Here is a 15537-nt window from a genome sequence, read left to right as displayed (position 1 = left end):
AGGCGATGATGATCGTCGCCGACAAGGACGTGACGCTGATCCTGACCGGAAATGGCGACGTGCTCGAGCCCGAAGGCGGCATCGCCGCGATCGGGTCGGGCGGCAATTACGCGCTCGCCGCGGCGCGCGCTTTGGTCGAATATGAGGAAGATGCCGAGACGATCTGCCGCAAGGCGATGAAGATCGCCGCCGACGTCTGCGTCTATACCAACGACCGGCTGACCGTGGAGAGCCTCGACAGCGCGACCTGAAGAACTCCCCTCCCTGCAAGGGAGGGACTGGGGGTGGGCGCGAGCCATGGGCGAGCTCCTATTCCCGCCACACGAAGCGGCGCCGGGGCATCGAGCCCCGCCGCCGCTAACCCACCCCTAGCCCCTCCTTGCAGGAGGGGAACGAGAACGACATGAACGAGAAACTGACTCCCAAGGCGATCGTCGCCGCGCTCGACGCCCATATCATCGGCCAGCACGAGGCCAAGAAGGCGGTCGCCGTGGCCTTGCGCAATCGCTGGCGCCGGCAGCGTCTGTCGGCCGATCTGCGCGACGAGGTGACGCCCAAGAACATCCTGATGATCGGCCCGACCGGCTGCGGCAAGACCGAGATCTCGCGGCGTCTGGCCAAGCTGGCCGACGCGCCGTTCGTCAAGGTCGAGGCGACCAAGTTCACCGAGGTCGGCTATGTCGGCCGCGACGTCGAGCAGATCGCCCGCGACCTGGTCGAGGAAGCGATCCGGCTGGAGAAGGAGCGCCGCCGCATCGCGGTCAAGGACAAGGCCGAGGAAGCGGCGATGAACCGCCTGCTCGACGCGCTGACCGGGCGCGACAGCTCGAACGCGACGCGCGAGGCGTTCCGCCAGCGCTTCAAGGACGGCCATCTCAACGAGACCGAGATCGAGATCGAACTGGAGGCCGCGCCCCAGATGCCGTTCGAGATGCCCGGCGGCGGCCAGGTCGGGATGATCAACCTGGGCGAGATGATGGGCAAGGCGTTCGGCCAGCAACAGCTCAAGCGCCGCAAGCTGACCGTCCCCTCGGCCTGGGACAAATTGGTCGAGGAAGAGGCCGACAAGCGGCTCGACCAGGAGGACGTCGCGCGCGTCGCCCTGGCCGATGCCGAATCCAACGGCATCGTGTTCCTCGACGAGATCGACAAGATCGCGGTCAGCGACGTGCGCGGCGGGTCGGTCAGCCGCGAGGGCGTCCAGCGCGACCTGCTGCCGCTGATCGAGGGCACCACCGTCGCTACCAAATACGGGCCGATGAAGACCGACCACATCCTGTTCATCGCGAGCGGGGCGTTCCACGTCGCCAAGCCGTCGGACCTGCTGCCCGAGCTGCAGGGACGCCTGCCGATCCGCGTCGAGTTGAAGGGCTTGAGCGAGGACGATTTCGTCGCGATCCTGTCCGACACCAAGGCGTCCTTGCCCGAGCAATACAAGGCGCTGATCGCGACCGAGGGCGTGACGATAGAGTTCACCCCCGACGGTATCCGCGCGGTCGCCAGGATCGCCGCCGAAGTGAACGGCCAGGTCGAGAATATCGGCGCGCGCCGGCTGCAGACGGTGATGGAGAAGCTGATCGAGGAAGTCAGTTTCGATGCCGAGGACCGTTCGGGCTCGTCGCTGACGATCGACGCCGCTTATGTCGACAAGCAGCTCGCCTCGATCGCGCGCAACACCGATCTCAGCCGCTTCGTGCTCTGATCGCGCACAGTCCGGCAGCCGCCGGGAGCATCCCCGCCGAGCGTCGACGGGGATGCCCGCCCGCTATTTCGCCTTCGGCGGCTTGTCGTAGGGCGTGAACCGGCCCAATCGGCAAATCGGGCCGGGAATGCGGTCGCCGGGCGACAACGCGCGGAAATGGTCGTTGCGGCACAATTGACTGCCGTAGAGATCGACGACCAGCGTATCCATCGGCCGCAGGCCCGGGCATTCGCCGATCAAGTCGTTGCGCCAGATGCGACGCCCGCTCTCGCGATAGATCACCGTCTTGGCATCGATGACCTGCGGCCCGTCGACGTGCAGATTGTCGATACAGTCGACCGGCTTTCCCGGAACCCGCCCGGCCAGCGCTTCGGCCAGCGTTTCGTCGCGTGGCGCGGCGGGTGCTGCGGCGCCGAGCAGGCCAAGCGCCACGATCGGGATCAGCACAATGCGCATGGCGTCACTTCGTGCGATAAGTGGTGAAGGATCCCAGAGCGCAGCTGCCGGTCGGCATGCGCGATCCCGGCATCACCGTGCGCGCGATGTCGCCGCGGCACAGCCGGCCCTCCGGCGACTGGGTCACCAGGATGTCGTCATTCTCGACCGCTTCGCACCCGCCGCTGGTCTCGTTGACGTATTTCAGGTTGCGGTTGACGGTATACACCAGGGTCGAGCCATAGGCCTTGAGCGACGAGGGCGGCATCGACGGCGGCGCGCAATCGTTGGTCGCGACCGGCGTCAGCCCGGCCAGCGCCTTGTCGAGATCGGCCGCTTTCTTCGCCTTGGCATCGGCGACGCGCGTGGTTTCGGCGGGGGTCATGGCGCAAGAGGCGACGACGACCCCGGCCAGTGCTAGCGCCATCAGCGGAAAGACACGGTTACGCATAATGCGACTCCTTCGCATCCCCTCGGCCGACACTATAACGATTCAGCCGCGGAATGCATCCTTAGAGGCGCGTCTTTCGGCAAATTGTTCAATCGATTGCGCGCGCATGAAAGGATTGGTCGCGCGTTCGAGCGCGATCGTCGTCGGCACCGTCGCTTCGCCACGCTCGCGCAACGCCTCGACCTCGCGCAGGCGGTCGGCGATCGCCGAATTGTCCGGCTCGGCGACCCGGGCGTAGCGGCCGTTCGACAGCGTATATTCGTGGGCGCAATAGACCTGCGTCTCGGGCGGCAGTTGCGCCAGCCGCTGCAAATTGGCGTGCATCTGCGCCGCCGTCCCCTCGAACAATCGGCCGCAGCCCATCGCGAACAGGGTGTCGCCGGTGAACACCACGCCGTCGTCGGCGAAATGATAGCTGATGTGCCCGGCGGTGTGTGCGGGCGTTTCCAGCACGGTCGCGACGTGCTTGCCCAGCATCACCGTGTCGCCCTCGGCGACCAGCCGGTCGGCGGTCGGGATCTTCGCCGCTTCCGCCGCCGGCGCGATCACCGGGGCGCCGGTGGCTTGCTTGATCGCGGCGTTGCCGCCGGTGTGGTCGGGGTGCCAATGTGTGTTCCAGATCGCGCTGATCGCCCAGCCCCGCGCATCGGCCTCGGCAAGCACTGGTGCCGCCTCGGCGGGGTCGACCACCATCGTCTCGCCGCTGTCGGGATCGTGGACCAGCCAGATGTAATTGTCGCTGAGCGCGGGGATACGGACGATCTCGAGATGGCTCATGCCCTGCTTCCTTCGAGCGCGGCGGCGCCGAGCCGCGCGGTCAACGTTTCGGCCGGCTCCTCGCGCGACAGCCCGACACCCTGGCCGGCCCAGAGCGACGTATAATCGCCGCGCCCGTCCTGCTCCGCCTTGGCGCGGAGCGGCGCCAGTGCGGCGCTGGCATAAGGGAAGGGCGGGGCGAGATCGCTGACCGGCCCCAGCGCCTCGATCAGCCGATTGCGCAGCCCGCGTGCGAGACCGCCGGTGAACAAGTTGGTGAACACGCTGTCGTCGGGCCCCGCGGCGGCGAGCTGCGCGCGATGCACCGCGCTGGCCAGGCTTTCCGGCGTGTGGAGATAGGCGGTGCCGACCTGGACTGCGGCCGCGCCCGCGGCGATCGCGCCCCTGGCGCCGCCCGGATCGGCGATCCCGCCCGCCGCGATCACCGGCAGGTCGATATTGGCGGCGATCTGGCGAACCAGCGCGAGCACGCCGATCGGGCGATGCCCGGCCAGGAAATGCCCGGCATGGCCGCCCGCCTCGAACCCTTGCGCGATGATCGCGTCGACGCCGGCATCGGCGAGAAAACGCGCTTCCGCCAGAGTGGTGGCGTTGCCGAACACGCGCGCGCCGGTCGCGCGGACGCGATCGAGCAGCGACGCTTCGGGCAAGCCGAAATGGAAGCTGACGATCGCCGGCCGCGCCGCCTCGATCATCTCGGCCATCGCAGCGTCGAACGGCTTGCGGAGCGGCGGGACAGTGGTCGGCGGCGCGACGCCCTCGGCCGCGTAGAAGGGCGCGAGCGCCTCACGCCAGGCGCTGTCGTCGGGCTGCGGCGGCAGGATGTGGCTGAAGAAATTGACGTTGATCGGCCCGGGCGCCGCGGCGCGGATGGCGGCGACTTCGGCGGCCGCTTGGTCGGGGCTGAGCACCGCGCAGGCGAGCGAGCCGACCGCGCCGGCCCTGAGCGCGGCGATCGCCAGCGCGCTGCCGGCGAAATTGGCCATCGGCGCCTGGACCAGCGGCAGGCGCGCGCCGGTCATGCCAAGGAAGCGATCGGTCGCGCTGCTCACCGTCTCACCAGTCGCCGGTATTGGGCATCGACGCCCAGGGCTCGGCGGGCTCGAGCACGCCATCCTGGAGCAATTCGATCGAGATGTTGTCGGGGGTGCGGACGAACGCCATGTGGCCGTCGCGCGGCGGGCGATTGATCGTGACGCCGGCGTCCATCAGCCGCTGGCACGTCTCGTAGATATTGTCGACGCGATAGGCGAGGTGGCCGAAATTGCGGCCGCCCGAATAGGTCTCCGCGCTGCCGTCTTCCGCCGGCCAATTGTAGGTGAGTTCGACCTCGACGCGATGATCGCCGATCCGCTGATCCTCTTCGCTCGCCAGGAAGATCAGCGTGAAGCGGCCCTTCTCGTTATCGAAGCGACGCACTTCCTTGAGGCCCAGCAGCTCGAAAAACTTCACCGTCACGTCCGGATCGCTGACCCGGATCATGGTGTGGAGATATTTCATCCTTCTTCTCCCTGCTGGTGCTGCGCGCGGGAGATAGGGGGGCTAGAGGAGTAGCGCCAGTGTTCCCGATCGCGCGAAAGTCGATCGGCCCGGCCGGACTATCGTTTCCCGGCGAAGGGCGGGGCCCAGGTGCGAAGTTCCGTCGACGGCGGGACGCCTTCTCCGCGTCGCCGAAGCTGGGCCCCGGCCTTCGCCGGGGAAGTGTGGAGGTCGTGCCAATCAGCCTATGGTTTCTAGGCCGGTCCTCGGCTCTGCGCGGGAGCAGGTGTCGCCGGCGCCGCGGCGGCGGGCGGCGGCGCGTCGAATTGCGCGAGCGCGGTACGCGCGCTGACGCCGGCGGCGGTGCCGGGCGCGAGCTTCACCGCGGCCTGCCACGCCGCCTTGGCGGCTTCGACGTCGCCCGACAAAGCGGCGATATTGCCGGCTTCGAGCTGGACGGAGGCATCGTCCGACGCCAGCCGCACCGCTTCCGCGATGTCGGATTTGGCACGGGTCAGGTCGTTCGTCCGCCGCGCCAGCGTCGCCGACAGCAGCCAGGCGAGCGGGTCCTTGGGTGCCGCCTCCAGCGCGGCGTCGATGTCGCTGCGCGCCGATGCCGGCTGGCCGCCCGCGACTTGCGCCCGCGCCCGGTCGAGCAGCGCTTCGCCGCGGCCGAACGGGTCGAGCGTGCCCGCGGTGATCGCGGTGGTGAGCGCGGTTTGCGCCTTCGCCGGCTGGCCCGCCGCGAGCCAGGCATTGCCCGCCTGCGCCCAATAGCGTGCGGCCAGTGCATCCTTCGTCGCGTCGGCATCGCGCGCCGCCGCCTCGAACGCGGCCGCGGCCTCGCCCCAGCGCGCTTCCTGCGCATAGGCCATGCCCTGGCATTGCCGCGCCCTGGCCCCGCCGCCGGCGAGACGGAAGCGGTCGGCTTCGGCCTCTGCCGCCTTGGGGTCGCTGCTCGCGAGCGCGAGGCAGGAACGATAGCGTTGCTCGATGGGGGTGAGCGTCGGGGTCGACCCGGCCTGGAGCATCAGCGGGAGCAGGATCATGGGCGCGGCGACAGTCCTTCGATCGTGCCGATCAGCAGCGCAATGTCCTGATCGCGCGACAATCGGTGGTCGCCATCCTTGACCAGCGCCACCTGCACGTCGGCTGAACGCAGAATCTGCATCAGGTGGAGCGTGCGATGATAGGGCACGTCGCGGTCGTTGACGCCGTGGAGGATGCGCACCGGGCAATCGATCGCCAGCGGCCCGGCGGTCAGGCGCGACGCCTCGCCCGATTGCCAGAAGCGGCTGGTGTAGAGCGTGGGGTGGTCCGACTAAGGCGACGGGCGTTCGAGCTGGCCCTCCTGGAGCAGCTTCATCTTGTCGTCCATCGTGAAGCCCCAGTCGGTGAAGTCGGGCGCCGGCGCGATCCCGACCAGCGCCGCGACCAGTTCGGGATGGTCGCGCGCGATCATCAGCATCAGCCAGCCGCCCATCGACGACCCGACCAGGATCGCCGGCTCGGCGAGCAGGTCGAGCATCGCCAGCACGTCGTCGCGCCAATCGGTCAGTTTCTGGTCGGCGAAATCGCCTTCGCTCTCGCCGCAGCCGGCATAATCGAAGCGCAGATAGGTCCGCCCCACCGCCTTCGCCCATTCCTCCAGCGCGACCGCCTTCGAGCCGCTCATGTCGCTGGCATAACCGGGCAGGAACACGACCGGCGGGCCCTTGCCGACGGTGAGGTGATAAGCGAGCGCGGGGCGGGGAGCGGTGTCGGTCATGGGAGGGCTGTAGGAGCCCCTCTCAAAACAAAAAAGCCCCTCCCGCTCACCGAGAATGTCGGTCACACAAGGCAAGGCGAACCAAATCCTCCCCATCGAAGAGGGGGAGGGGGACCAAGAGGCGAAGCTGCTTGGTGGAGGGGCCGCAGCCGCGCAGCGGCGAGGACAGGACATCCCGTCCACCATTTGCTGCGCAAATGGTCCCCCTCCCCAAGCGAGCTTGGGGAGGATTTTCGGTCAAGCGACCAGAAGAATCACCCAGCGAACGCGGTCACCGTCTTCAGGAACAGCTCCGGCTGGTCGAGCATGATGAAATGCGCGCTGTCGGGCACCTCGACCAGGGTCGCGTGCGGCGCGTCCTTGTAGGCCGCGCTGTAGAGCGGCTCGGCGACCGCCTTCGGCAGTGCGGCGGAGGTCGGATAGAGCATCGTGATCGGCGTCGCGATCTTGCCCATGTCGCCGCGCAGGTCGGTGATCATGTCCTCGTACATCGCCTCGGCCGAGACGCGGACGTCGGTCTTGCCCATCCATCCCGCGACCTTGGCCTGGGCGTCGGGGCGGAGCGCGAAGCGCGCCGCCAGCGCCTGGTTGGCGGCGGGGTCGGGCTTGCCATAGCTCGCGGTGAAGCGATCGCGCATCGCCGCCGCCTGCGGCGTGACCGCCTCGACCGTCGCGGTCGGGCCGAACAGCATGCCGTACCAGGGCAGCGAGTCGACGATCATCAGCTTGCCGACATCGCCCGGTTGCGCCTTTGCCAGCATCAGCCCGACCAGCCCGCCCATCGAATGGCCGACCACGGCGGCGCCCTGCAGCCGGTTCCTGGCGACATAGGCGTGGAGGTCGGCGACGATACCGTCGAGCACGCCCGGCTTCAGATTGGCGCCGGCATCGTCGCCGGCGAACCCGTTGACCTGGACCAGCACGACGCGATGCGTCTTGGCCAGCGTCGGCACCACGCCGTCCCACACCGCGCGGGGCGAGGACAGGCCGGGGATCAGGATGATCGGCGACCCCTTGCCGATCTCGGTGACGGAGATGTGATCCATCCGGACTTCGCCCTGGGCCGGGGCGGCGCTGGCGGCCGGGGCCGGCGCGCAATGCCCGGCGGTGGGCTGGAGGATGGCGAGCGGCGCGAGCACGGCGACGGCGAAGCGAAGGGTGAAATTGTTCATGGTTTAGGCTTCCTTGGACGGAGAAACGAAGATGTCTTCGATCGCGAGGTCGAACAGTTCGGCGATCTTGAAGGCGAGGGGGAGCGAGGGGTCGTAGCGGCCGGTCTCGATCGCGTTGACGCTCTGGCGGCTGACCTCGAGCTTGTCGGCGAGGTCGCCCTGGCTCCAGTCGCGCTCGGCGCGCAGCACCTTGAGGCGGTTGTTCATCGCGCCCTCCCGATCGTCAGCTTGTTGGCGAACGAGCCGAGCCCGAGCCCGCCGAACCACAGGACCGAGACCCAATAGACCTCGACATGACTGACCATTTCGAAACTTTCGAGAAATCCCCAGACGGTGGCGATGCTGAGCGAAAAACCCGACGCCCAGAGCGTCTGGCGGACCATCAGCATGCGGACATATTCGTCCTGCTCCTCGACCAGATAGAGGCCGATGGCGGCGAAGATGCCGACGATCGGCAGCGCGGGCAGAATCGCGACGGCCCAGGCGCCGATACCGCTGACCAGATGGTGTTTGAATGCATACACCGCGGCCAGCAGGAAGGCGGCGTAGATCAGACTGAGGATCACGACCCTGACATTGTATCGCCGGTTGGCGGGGCTCCATGCCATGTAAAGGCTCCTTTCGAATCGGTAAAGTGAGCTTTACAGTAAAGCGCGCTTGTCAGTCAAGTGAGCTTTACAAAAAGTCGGACGCGCTTGTCCTCTGCCGTCGCGGTCTGTCCCATAATCGCGCTAACTTGGGTGATGGAGCCTGCCCGGCTCCGCTGCTACACAGTGACGCGCGGGGGGAAACGCCATGGATCTCTTTTACGCGCTCGCGGCAGCGTCGGTGCTGGCCGTTGCGATGCTTTTTGCCGTTCGGCTGATCCAGCTAGATCGGCACCGCAAGCGACGTCGCCGTCGCGCGGCGCGGCATGCCGCTCAACTTCGGCTCTGGAACAAATTGTTCACCCGCCACGGCCGGCCTTTGCTGACCGATCAGCGCGACGCCCGGAACGGGTAAATAGACGGTGGCTCAGCCACGATATCCGGATAATACATCGGCATAATCGCCTGGGGGCAGGCGATTCGCTTTGAAGGGGGTACGCATGAAGAAGTCGGTTCTGACCGCCACGGCGGCCGTGTTGGTGTGCGCCTCGGCGCCCGTCATCGCCAAGGACAAGAATGCCGCGCCGGTTAACGTGGACGCGCCGGCCGGTGCTGCGCAGCCGATCGCCGCGAGCTGGCCCGCGGGCGTCGCGCCGACCACGCCGACCATCGCCGCCGACGCGGTGCTTCCGACCAACAGCGAAGTGGTCGTGCGGATGAATTCGGAGCTCAATTCGAAAAAGGCGCGCGAAGGTTCGACCTTTCTTGCGACCGTCGCCTACGACGTGATGCTGGGCAACGTCGTGGTCATCCCGAAGGGCACCCCGGTCAACGGTGTCGTCACCTGGCGCACCGGCAAGGGCGCGTTCGGCAAATCGGCGAAGATGGAATATGAGATTCGCAGCTTCGACCTCGCCGGCCATCGCTATGCCCTGGCTGGCAAGTTCCGTCAGGAAGGCAAGGGCAATACCGGCGCCGCGGTCGGCGCGGTGGTCGCGGTCGGCGTGTTCGGCGCACTCGTCACCGGCAAGAGCGCGATCGTCGAGCAGGGTCGTGAGCTCAAGGTCTACACGACCTCGGTGATTCCGGTGATGGTGCCGGCCGGGGCCTCGGCGGCGCCGGCGCCGGCCGCTATGCCGGCTACGACGGCCGCAGCTCCCCAGGCCACGGCGCAGCCCGCGTCGGCGACCAAGTAAGATATCGACCGCGACGAAGGGGCCGTGCGGTTCGCGCCGCGCGGCCCTTTCCTGTTTGTCAGGCCGCCGCGATCCGCGCCAGGATATCGCCGGCGAGCAGGCTCAGCGTGTCGTCGCGCGCGCCCATGACGACGACGCGGTCGCCGGGCCGGGCGAGATCGGCGGCCAGCGCTCCCGCCTCGGCGCGGTCGGCGATGTGACGGGCGTTGCGGCCCGCCGCCTGCACGTCGGCGACGATGTCGGCGCTGGTCACTTCGCGAGTCACGGTGCCGCCATAATAAGCCGGGTCGGGCAGGATCAGCACGTCGTCGGGCGCCAGGCCCTGGGCGAAGGCGGCGACCAATTCGCGGCGCATGACCTTGAGGGGGCCATAACCGTGCGGCTGGAACAGGACGATCAGCCGGCCGGGAAAAGCGTGGAGCGTGGTCAGGGTCGCGGCGATCTTGTCGGGATTGTGCCCGAAATCGTCGAGCACGGCGATGTCGTTGGTCTCGCCGACCAGTTCGAAGCGGCGGCGCAGCCCGGTGAAGCCGCCGATCGCCACCGCCGCCTCGTCGGGCGCGACGCCGGCGGCACAGCAGGCGCCGATCGCGGCGAGCGCGTTGGCGATGTTGTGGCGGCCCGGTACCTGCAGCTCGACCTCGACCGGGTCGCGCCCCTTGATGACGAGCGTGAAGCAGGCGCCATAGGGTTTCTCGACGATGTCGGTCGCGGTGATCTCGGCATCCGCCTCGATCGCGAAACCCAGCACGCGATCGGCGGGCAGCGTTCCGGCGAGCCGCGCACCGTCCGCATTGTCGAGATTGATGACCGCTTTCTCGGCCTTGGCGATGAAGTCGCCGAACAATCGGTTGAGCTCGTCGAGACTCTTGTGGTCGAGGCTGACGTTGTTGAGCACCGCGATGCGCGGGCTGAACAAGGCGATCGAGCCGTCGCTCTCGTCGACCTCGCTGACGAAGGCGTTGCCGCCGCCGACCAAAGCGCTGGCGAACGGCGCGTGGGGCGACGCGAAATTCTTCATCACCGCGCCGTTCATCACCGACGGATCGCGGCCCAGGGCATGGAGGATCCAGCCGATCATGCCGGTCACGGTCGACTTGCCGCTGGTCCCGGCGACGCCGATCGGCATGGGGCTGGCGTTGAACAGATCGGCGAGCATTTCCGCGCGGGTTCGGCGCGCGCAGCCCAGATTGTCGGCGGCCACCATGTCGGGAACGGTCGGCTCGATCGCCGCCGAGGCGACGACGATCTGGTCGGGCGAGGTGATGCCGCTGCCGTCCTGCGGGAACAACTCGACGCCCAGATCGCGGAGGTAATCGAACTTGGCCGGCAGCCGCGCCTGGTCGAGGCTGCGGTCCGATCCGGCGACGGTCGCGCCGCGCGCCGCCAGGATCATCGCCAGCGGCATCATGCCGGACCCGCCGATGCCGACAAAGAAACAGGGTTTGCTCATGTCCATTGCGCCGGGCTATCCCCGCTTTCGATGATGACGGCAAGCACGGGGCGGCAGGGCAAATGAAAATAGCGGTGATGGCGCCCGCAAACCGGGTCGAGGAGCATTCGCTCGACGCGCTGCCGGCGATCGCCGCCGACTATGGCGTGGAGCTGGTGATCGATCCGCAATGCTACGCATCGGGCGGCGGCCATACCTGGGCCGGCCCCGACCAGATGCGCGCCGACACCTTCCTCAAATATGCCAACGACCCGAGCGTCCATGCCTTGTGGTTCGCGCGTGGCGGCTACGGCTCCAACCGGCTGTTCACGCTGATCTTTCCGCATCTGGAGGAAGCGGCAAAGCGCAAGTCGTACATCGGCTATTCGGATATGGGGTTCCTGCTCGGGGCGCTCTATGCGCGCAAGGTCGGCAAGCCGATCCATGGGCCGATGCCGATCGACGTGACGCGCAAGGACAACGGCGCATCGGTCAGGCGGACGCTGGGCTGGCTGGTCCATGGCGACAAATCGGCGCTGGAGCCGGGCATCATCGGCTCGGGCCGGCCGGCGGCGGCATTCAACCTGTCCATCCTGGACGCGCTGATCGGGACGCCGTGGCTGCCCGATCTCGCCGACCATGATTTGCTGGTCGAAGAAGTCAGCGAGCATCTGTATCGCGTCGACCGGATGATGTTCCACGTCGCGAATGCCACCCAATTGTCCGGCATCGCCGCGCTACGGGTCGGCTCGATCACCTTGCCGCCGGCCGACGGCCAAGCGGATTTCGGTCACACGCCCGACCAGATCGCCTGGGATTGGAGCAAGGTCATGAAGGTGCCGTACGAGGGCCGCGCGCTGATCGGGCACGACATGAACAATCATGTCGTGCCGTTCGGTCAGATCATTCCGCGCGGCTGATCCATGCCTCGCCGAAAGCGTACCCATTTTGAGGATAATGGCGTGGCGCCCCATGTTTCCCCAAGCCTTTGCTAACCAATTCACATTAGCCGTGGCGTGATCGAGGGGTCACGATGCCGCAGACGCTGGAAGAATATCACGCCAAGATCGAGCAGATGATGGCCGAGGGCGATGCCCTGATGGCCGCGCGCGATCCGGCTACCATCGACCTCGTCCAGCGTCGCATCGCCGATTCGGCGCTGGTCATCGCCTCCTATCAATTGTTCGTCCACCGCGAGGTGTTCGCGCCGATGCTGGACGGCGCGGATGCGGCGACCCGCGCGCGAGTCAATGAACTCAAGGTCGAATGTATCGCGTTGACCGAGGACCTGCGATTCAACGTCCGCGACTTCGTCGGCCGGATGGAATCCGCGCCGCTCGACTGGGACATGGTCGCGCCCAAGGTGACGTGGTTCAACAGCCGCGTGCGAGGTCATATCGCGCAGGTCAGAGCGATGCTCTCACCGGGGCTGAGCGATGCCGACCATGCCCGCCTGCGCGCGCGCCGGACCGCCGCGGTCGGCGTTCAGGCGGCCTGATCGCGACCATGTCCGGCCGAGGGTTCGGACGGCGCCTGATCGATCAGCCGATAGGGGCCATTTCCGTGCCGCCGACCACGCGGTGATGCTCGACATGGTCGGGGCGGGTGAGCAGGAAGCGGTCGTCCTCGGGATAGTAACGAGCGCGGTCGATGTCCGCGCCGGCAAAGGCCGCGATCGCGCCGATCGATGCCCACCAGCTCAAGGTCGTGACCTCGCTTTCGCCATTGCCGAGCGTGCGGACCAGCATCTGCGCGCCGAGATTGCCCGGCGTCGCGCGATAATCATCAAGGCCGGTACCGGCGATATAGGCGATATAGTCCGCTTCGTCGGCGGTACGGATCCGGGCCGACCAGCGGCGCAGGATGACATTCTGGTCCATCGGCGATCCTCCTGTGCGCCGTTTAGCCCGCGTTCCGTGCTGGACGGAAATCGAATGCGTCGTCGTTGCGACAAGGGCTGATTATGGAGAACAGTCGCGGCACGCGCTCTTTCCATCGCTCATCGGGGCGGGCATAGGCGCGCCCAAGATTTTCGAGGAAGTGGATCATGGACGATATCGCCGACCTGCAGGCCCAATTGGTCGCGTTGCGCATCGCGGTCGAGGGCGCGTGGCTCTCGCTGCTGAGCAACGACCCCGATCCGGTCGCCACTGCCGGCCAGCTGAAGCAGGCGAACGTCTCCTCGGTCGATCAGCTCGATGCTTCGACCGCCAATGCCAAGGCGCTGCGCGATGCGGTCGCGGCGCACACCGCGCATCTGTGGGGATCGATCGAATGGCAGCTCAAGCACGCGGCCGACAACAAGCAGTGAGCGGCGGCTGGATTCCTTAACCGGTTAGACCTATATCGCCCGCCATGAACCGCGCGTTCGCCTCGACGACTACTACCACCACCCCGGCTTTCCGGGGGGTGTTCGGCGCGCGCGACTGACGCGCACGCCGATTGCCTCGCCCGGGAACGGGTGAGGTCGGCGTCCGCTCCCCCGTTCCAGTCTTTCCCTCGGCCGCCCGGGCGTGCATAGGCGCGCGCAACTGACAGGAACGATCATGGAAATGCTCTCGATCACGCTCCCCGACGGCTCGGTTCGCGAGGTTGCGCCCGGCACGACCCCGGCCGACATCGCCGCCGCGATCGGTCCCGGCCTCGCCAAGGCGGCGATCGCCGCGCGCGTCGATGGCGAATTGCGCGACATCATGCGCCCGTTCGAGGGGAACGCCCGGTTGGCGCTCGTCACGAACAAGGACGAGAAGGACGCGCTCGAACTGGCGCGGCACGACTTCGCGCACATCCTGGCCGAAGCGGTGCAGAACCTGTTCCCGGGCACGCAGATCACCTTCGGGCCGGCGACCGACGACGGCTTCTACTACGATTTCGCCCCGACGGCCGCGCACGGCCCCTTCACCGAGGAGGAACTGCCCGCGATCGAGGCCGAGATGCGCCGCATCATCGCCGCCAACGAGCCGCTGATCCGCGAAGTGTGGAGCCGCGCCGACCTGATCGCGCGCTGGAAGAAGCAGGGCGAGACGTTCAAGGCCGAATGGGCCGCCGAATTGCCCGAGGGCGAGGAACTGACGGTCTACAAGGCCGGCAATCGCGGGGACGCGTGGCTCGACATGTGCCGCGGGCCGCACTTGGCCTCGACCGGCAAGCTCGATCCCAATGCGTTCAAACTCACAAGGGTTTCGGGCGCCTATTGGCGCGGCGACCAGAACAATGCGATGCTCTCGCGCATCTACGGCACGGGCTGGCTCAACAAGAAGCAGCTCGACGAGCATCTCTTCCGGCTGGAAGAGGCGGCAAAGCGCGATCACCGCAAGCTGGGGCAGGAGATGGATCTGTTCCACCTCCAGGCCGAGGCGCATGGCAGCGTGTTCTGGCACCCCAAGGGCTATATGATCTGGCGCGAGCTGGAGGCCTATATGCGCCGCGCGATCGACGCCGCGGGCTATCGCGAGGTCAAGACGCCGCAGGTGATGGACGCGCGCCAATGGGAGCAGTCCGGGCATTGGGGCAAGTATCGCGAGAACATGTTCGTCATCCCCGACGAAGTGCCCAATGTCGAGGAAGAGGGGCCTTTGGTCTCGGATCATGCCGAGTGGATGGCCTTGAAGCCGATGAACTGCCCGGCGCACGTCCTGATCTTCCGCCAGGGGATCAAGTCGTATCGCGAGCTGCCGCTGCGGTTCTACGAGAATGGTTGCTGCCACCGCAACGAGCCGCATGGCGCGCTGCACGGCCTGATGCGCGTGCGCCAGTTCACCCAGGACGATGCGCACATCTTCTGCCGCGAGGACCAGATCGTCGAGGAAGTGCAGGATTTCTGCCGCCTGGCCGACCGCATCTATCGCGACTTCGGGTTCAAATATTCGATCAAGCTGGCGCTCCGCCCCGACAAGCGCTTCGGCACCGAGGAGATGTGGGACAAGGCCGAGGCCGAGTTGCGCGACGCGGTGGTCAAGGCGGGTCTGGCCACCGAAGACTATGGCTGGGAAGAACTGCCGGGCGAGGGGGCATTCTACGCGCCCAAGCTCGAATGGCATCTGACCGACGCGATCGGCCGGACATGGCAAGTCGGCACGATCCAGTCGGACCGCGTGCTGCCCGAGCGGCTCGACGCGCGCTATGTCGGGGAGGATGGCGAGCGCCATCGCCCGGTGACGCTGCACCGCGCGATCTTCGGCTCGTACGAGCGCTTCATCGGCATACTGATCGAGCATTTCGTCAATCTGCTCTACTCGGTCTATACCGATCTCGGCTTCACCGACGTGGTCATCAAGCTCGCGACGCGCCCTGAGAAATTCGGCGGCACGATCGAGCGCTGGAACGCGGCCGAGAAGGCCCTGGGCGACGCGCTGCTGGCGACCGGCCATAAATTCGTGATCGCGGCAGGCGAGGGGGCATTCTACGCCCCGAAGCTCGAGTTCCACCTCAAGGACGCGATCGGCCGGTCATGGCAGGTGGGCACGCTGCAGCTCGATTACGTACTGCCGGAACGGCTCGGGGCGACCTATGTCGCAGAGGACGGCTCGCGGAAGTAC

Annotated in this window: 18 protein-coding genes and 2 pseudogenes; 8 read left to right on the top strand and 12 right to left on the bottom strand. The window is 67.1% G+C overall.

The annotated features are described in order from the left end of the window. Positions 1-251: pseudogene (locus ACTHJR_RS02535) on the top strand (HslU--HslV peptidase proteolytic subunit); the annotation flags it as partial. A gap of 152 nt (positions 252-403) precedes the next feature. After that, positions 404-1702 (top strand): ATP-dependent protease ATPase subunit HslU, encoded by a 1299-nt coding sequence (hslU, locus tag ACTHJR_RS02530; protein ID WP_440521501.1) that lies wholly within the window; start codon positions 404-406, stop codon positions 1700-1702. A 63-nt stretch (positions 1703-1765) separates the two neighbouring features. Here the strand turns inward: hslU and ACTHJR_RS02525 are convergent, their stop codons facing one another. From ACTHJR_RS02525 to ACTHJR_RS02480, 10 genes and pseudogenes are all read right to left on the bottom strand, one after another. Continuing rightward, on the bottom strand, positions 1766-2158 hold the full coding sequence (locus ACTHJR_RS02525; protein WP_440521499.1) for a hypothetical protein: 393 nt from the start codon (positions 2156-2158) through the stop codon (positions 1766-1768). A gap of 4 nt (positions 2159-2162) precedes the next feature. Then, positions 2163-2588 carry a hypothetical protein gene (locus ACTHJR_RS02520; protein ID WP_440521498.1) on the bottom strand — a complete coding sequence of 142 codons (426 nt, stop codon included), beginning with the start codon at positions 2586-2588 and terminating at the stop codon, positions 2163-2165. A 42-nt stretch (positions 2589-2630) separates the two neighbouring features. Next, positions 2631-3365, bottom strand: a complete 735-nt coding sequence (gene gloB / locus ACTHJR_RS02515) for a hydroxyacylglutathione hydrolase (protein WP_440521496.1) — start codon at positions 3363-3365, stop codon at positions 2631-2633. Continuing rightward, entirely contained in the window at positions 3362-4417 is a 1056-nt protein-coding gene (locus ACTHJR_RS02510; RefSeq protein WP_440521495.1) for an NAD(P)H-dependent flavin oxidoreductase, read from the bottom strand. Before ACTHJR_RS02510 ends, gloB begins: the two co-directional genes overlap by 4 nt. A gap of 4 nt (positions 4418-4421) precedes the next feature. Continuing rightward, on the bottom strand, positions 4422-4865 hold the full coding sequence (locus ACTHJR_RS02505; RefSeq protein WP_440521494.1) for a VOC family protein: 444 nt from the start codon (positions 4863-4865) through the stop codon (positions 4422-4424). A gap of 233 nt (positions 4866-5098) precedes the next feature. Then, entirely contained in the window at positions 5099-5893 is a 795-nt protein-coding gene (locus tag ACTHJR_RS02500; protein ID WP_440521493.1) for a tetratricopeptide repeat protein, read from the bottom strand. Beyond that, positions 5890-6612, bottom strand: a pseudogene (locus ACTHJR_RS02495) (alpha/beta hydrolase). The gene ACTHJR_RS02500 and the pseudogene ACTHJR_RS02495 overlap by 4 nt, the downstream one beginning before the upstream one ends. Positions 6613-6866: 254 nt before the next feature. After that, entirely contained in the window at positions 6867-7784 is a 918-nt protein-coding gene (locus ACTHJR_RS02490; RefSeq protein WP_440521492.1) for an alpha/beta fold hydrolase, read from the bottom strand. A 3-nt stretch (positions 7785-7787) separates the two neighbouring features. Next, positions 7788-7991, bottom strand: coding sequence for a helix-turn-helix transcriptional regulator (locus ACTHJR_RS02485; protein WP_440521491.1), 204 nt, complete (start codon positions 7989-7991; stop codon positions 7788-7790). After that, positions 7988-8392 (bottom strand): hypothetical protein, encoded by a 405-nt coding sequence (locus tag ACTHJR_RS02480; RefSeq protein ID WP_440521490.1) that lies wholly within the window; start codon positions 8390-8392, stop codon positions 7988-7990. Before ACTHJR_RS02480 ends, ACTHJR_RS02485 begins: the two co-directional genes overlap by 4 nt. A gap of 187 nt (positions 8393-8579) precedes the next feature. Here ACTHJR_RS02480 and ACTHJR_RS02475 point away from each other — a divergent pair, with 187 nt between their 5' ends. After that, a complete protein-coding gene (locus tag ACTHJR_RS02475; RefSeq protein ID WP_440521488.1) occupies positions 8580-8786 on the top strand; it encodes a hypothetical protein in 207 nt (68 codons plus the stop codon). An 85-nt stretch (positions 8787-8871) separates the two neighbouring features. Continuing rightward, the gene (locus ACTHJR_RS02470; RefSeq protein ID WP_440521487.1) at positions 8872-9567 is read left to right on the top strand and encodes a hypothetical protein; all 696 of its coding nucleotides are present in this window, start codon (positions 8872-8874) and stop codon (positions 9565-9567) included. Between the two features lie 58 nt (positions 9568-9625). Here ACTHJR_RS02470 and ACTHJR_RS02465 read toward each other — a convergent pair whose 3' ends face one another. Next, entirely contained in the window at positions 9626-11026 is a 1401-nt protein-coding gene (locus ACTHJR_RS02465; RefSeq protein ID WP_440521486.1) for a UDP-N-acetylmuramate--L-alanine ligase, read from the bottom strand. A 56-nt stretch (positions 11027-11082) separates the two neighbouring features. Here ACTHJR_RS02465 and ACTHJR_RS02460 point away from each other — a divergent pair, with 56 nt between their 5' ends. Together ACTHJR_RS02460 and ACTHJR_RS02455 are read left to right on the top strand one after the other, a co-directional pair. Beyond that, positions 11083-11919 (top strand): LD-carboxypeptidase, encoded by an 837-nt coding sequence (locus tag ACTHJR_RS02460; protein ID WP_440521485.1) that lies wholly within the window; start codon positions 11083-11085, stop codon positions 11917-11919. 113 nt (positions 11920-12032) lie between these two features. Beyond that, the gene (locus tag ACTHJR_RS02455) at positions 12033-12497 is read left to right on the top strand and encodes a hypothetical protein (RefSeq protein WP_440521484.1); all 465 of its coding nucleotides are present in this window, start codon (positions 12033-12035) and stop codon (positions 12495-12497) included. Between the two features lie 43 nt (positions 12498-12540). Here the strand turns inward: ACTHJR_RS02455 and ACTHJR_RS02450 are convergent, their stop codons facing one another. After that, positions 12541-12879 (bottom strand): hypothetical protein, encoded by a 339-nt coding sequence (locus ACTHJR_RS02450; protein ID WP_440521483.1) that lies wholly within the window; start codon positions 12877-12879, stop codon positions 12541-12543. A 167-nt stretch (positions 12880-13046) separates the two neighbouring features. Between ACTHJR_RS02450 and ACTHJR_RS02445 the strand changes: the two genes are divergently transcribed. Then, complete coding sequence (locus ACTHJR_RS02445; RefSeq protein WP_440521482.1) at positions 13047-13310, top strand: hypothetical protein; 264 nt, start codon at positions 13047-13049, stop codon at positions 13308-13310. A gap of 241 nt (positions 13311-13551) precedes the next feature. Further along, positions 13552-15537, top strand: a 1986-nt coding sequence (gene thrS, locus ACTHJR_RS02440; protein WP_440521502.1) for a threonine--tRNA ligase, incomplete at its 3' end; no start/stop codon positions are given.

Origin of the sequence: Sphingomonas sp., from assembly GCF_051962185.1 — a bacterium.
In the GTDB taxonomy this organism is placed as follows: Bacteria; Pseudomonadota; Alphaproteobacteria; order Sphingomonadales; family Sphingomonadaceae; genus Sphingomonas.
The sequence above is the reverse complement of the archived record's forward strand: the minus strand, read 5'-3'. Positions and strand labels throughout refer to the sequence as shown.

Excerpts from the sequence above, each read along its gene's own strand:
- hslU (WP_440521501.1), top strand. The coding sequence starts at position 404 with ATGAACGAGAAACTGACTCCCAAGGCGATCGTCGCCGCGCTCGACGCC.
- ACTHJR_RS02525 (WP_440521499.1), bottom strand. The coding sequence starts at position 2,158 with ATGCGCATTGTGCTGATCCCGATCGTGGCGCTTGGCCTGCTCGGCGCC.
- ACTHJR_RS02520 (WP_440521498.1), bottom strand. The coding sequence starts at position 2,588 with ATGCGTAACCGTGTCTTTCCGCTGATGGCGCTAGCACTGGCCGGGGTC.
- gloB (WP_440521496.1), bottom strand. The coding sequence starts at position 3,365 with ATGAGCCATCTCGAGATCGTCCGTATCCCCGCGCTCAGCGACAATTAC.
- ACTHJR_RS02505 (WP_440521494.1), bottom strand. The coding sequence starts at position 4,865 with ATGAAATATCTCCACACCATGATCCGGGTCAGCGATCCGGACGTGACG.
- ACTHJR_RS02500 (WP_440521493.1), bottom strand. The coding sequence starts at position 5,893 with ATGATCCTGCTCCCGCTGATGCTCCAGGCCGGGTCGACCCCGACGCTC.
- ACTHJR_RS02490 (WP_440521492.1), bottom strand. The coding sequence starts at position 7,784 with ATGAACAATTTCACCCTTCGCTTCGCCGTCGCCGTGCTCGCGCCGCTC.
- ACTHJR_RS02485 (WP_440521491.1), bottom strand. The coding sequence starts at position 7,991 with ATGAACAACCGCCTCAAGGTGCTGCGCGCCGAGCGCGACTGGAGCCAG.
- ACTHJR_RS02480 (WP_440521490.1), bottom strand. The coding sequence starts at position 8,392 with ATGGCATGGAGCCCCGCCAACCGGCGATACAATGTCAGGGTCGTGATC.
- ACTHJR_RS02475 (WP_440521488.1), top strand. The coding sequence starts at position 8,580 with ATGGATCTCTTTTACGCGCTCGCGGCAGCGTCGGTGCTGGCCGTTGCG.
- ACTHJR_RS02470 (WP_440521487.1), top strand. The coding sequence starts at position 8,872 with ATGAAGAAGTCGGTTCTGACCGCCACGGCGGCCGTGTTGGTGTGCGCC.
- ACTHJR_RS02465 (WP_440521486.1), bottom strand. The coding sequence starts at position 11,026 with ATGGACATGAGCAAACCCTGTTTCTTTGTCGGCATCGGCGGGTCCGGC.
- ACTHJR_RS02460 (WP_440521485.1), top strand. The coding sequence starts at position 11,083 with ATGAAAATAGCGGTGATGGCGCCCGCAAACCGGGTCGAGGAGCATTCG.
- ACTHJR_RS02455 (WP_440521484.1), top strand. The coding sequence starts at position 12,033 with ATGCCGCAGACGCTGGAAGAATATCACGCCAAGATCGAGCAGATGATG.
- ACTHJR_RS02450 (WP_440521483.1), bottom strand. The coding sequence starts at position 12,879 with ATGGACCAGAATGTCATCCTGCGCCGCTGGTCGGCCCGGATCCGTACC.
- ACTHJR_RS02445 (WP_440521482.1), top strand. The coding sequence starts at position 13,047 with ATGGACGATATCGCCGACCTGCAGGCCCAATTGGTCGCGTTGCGCATC.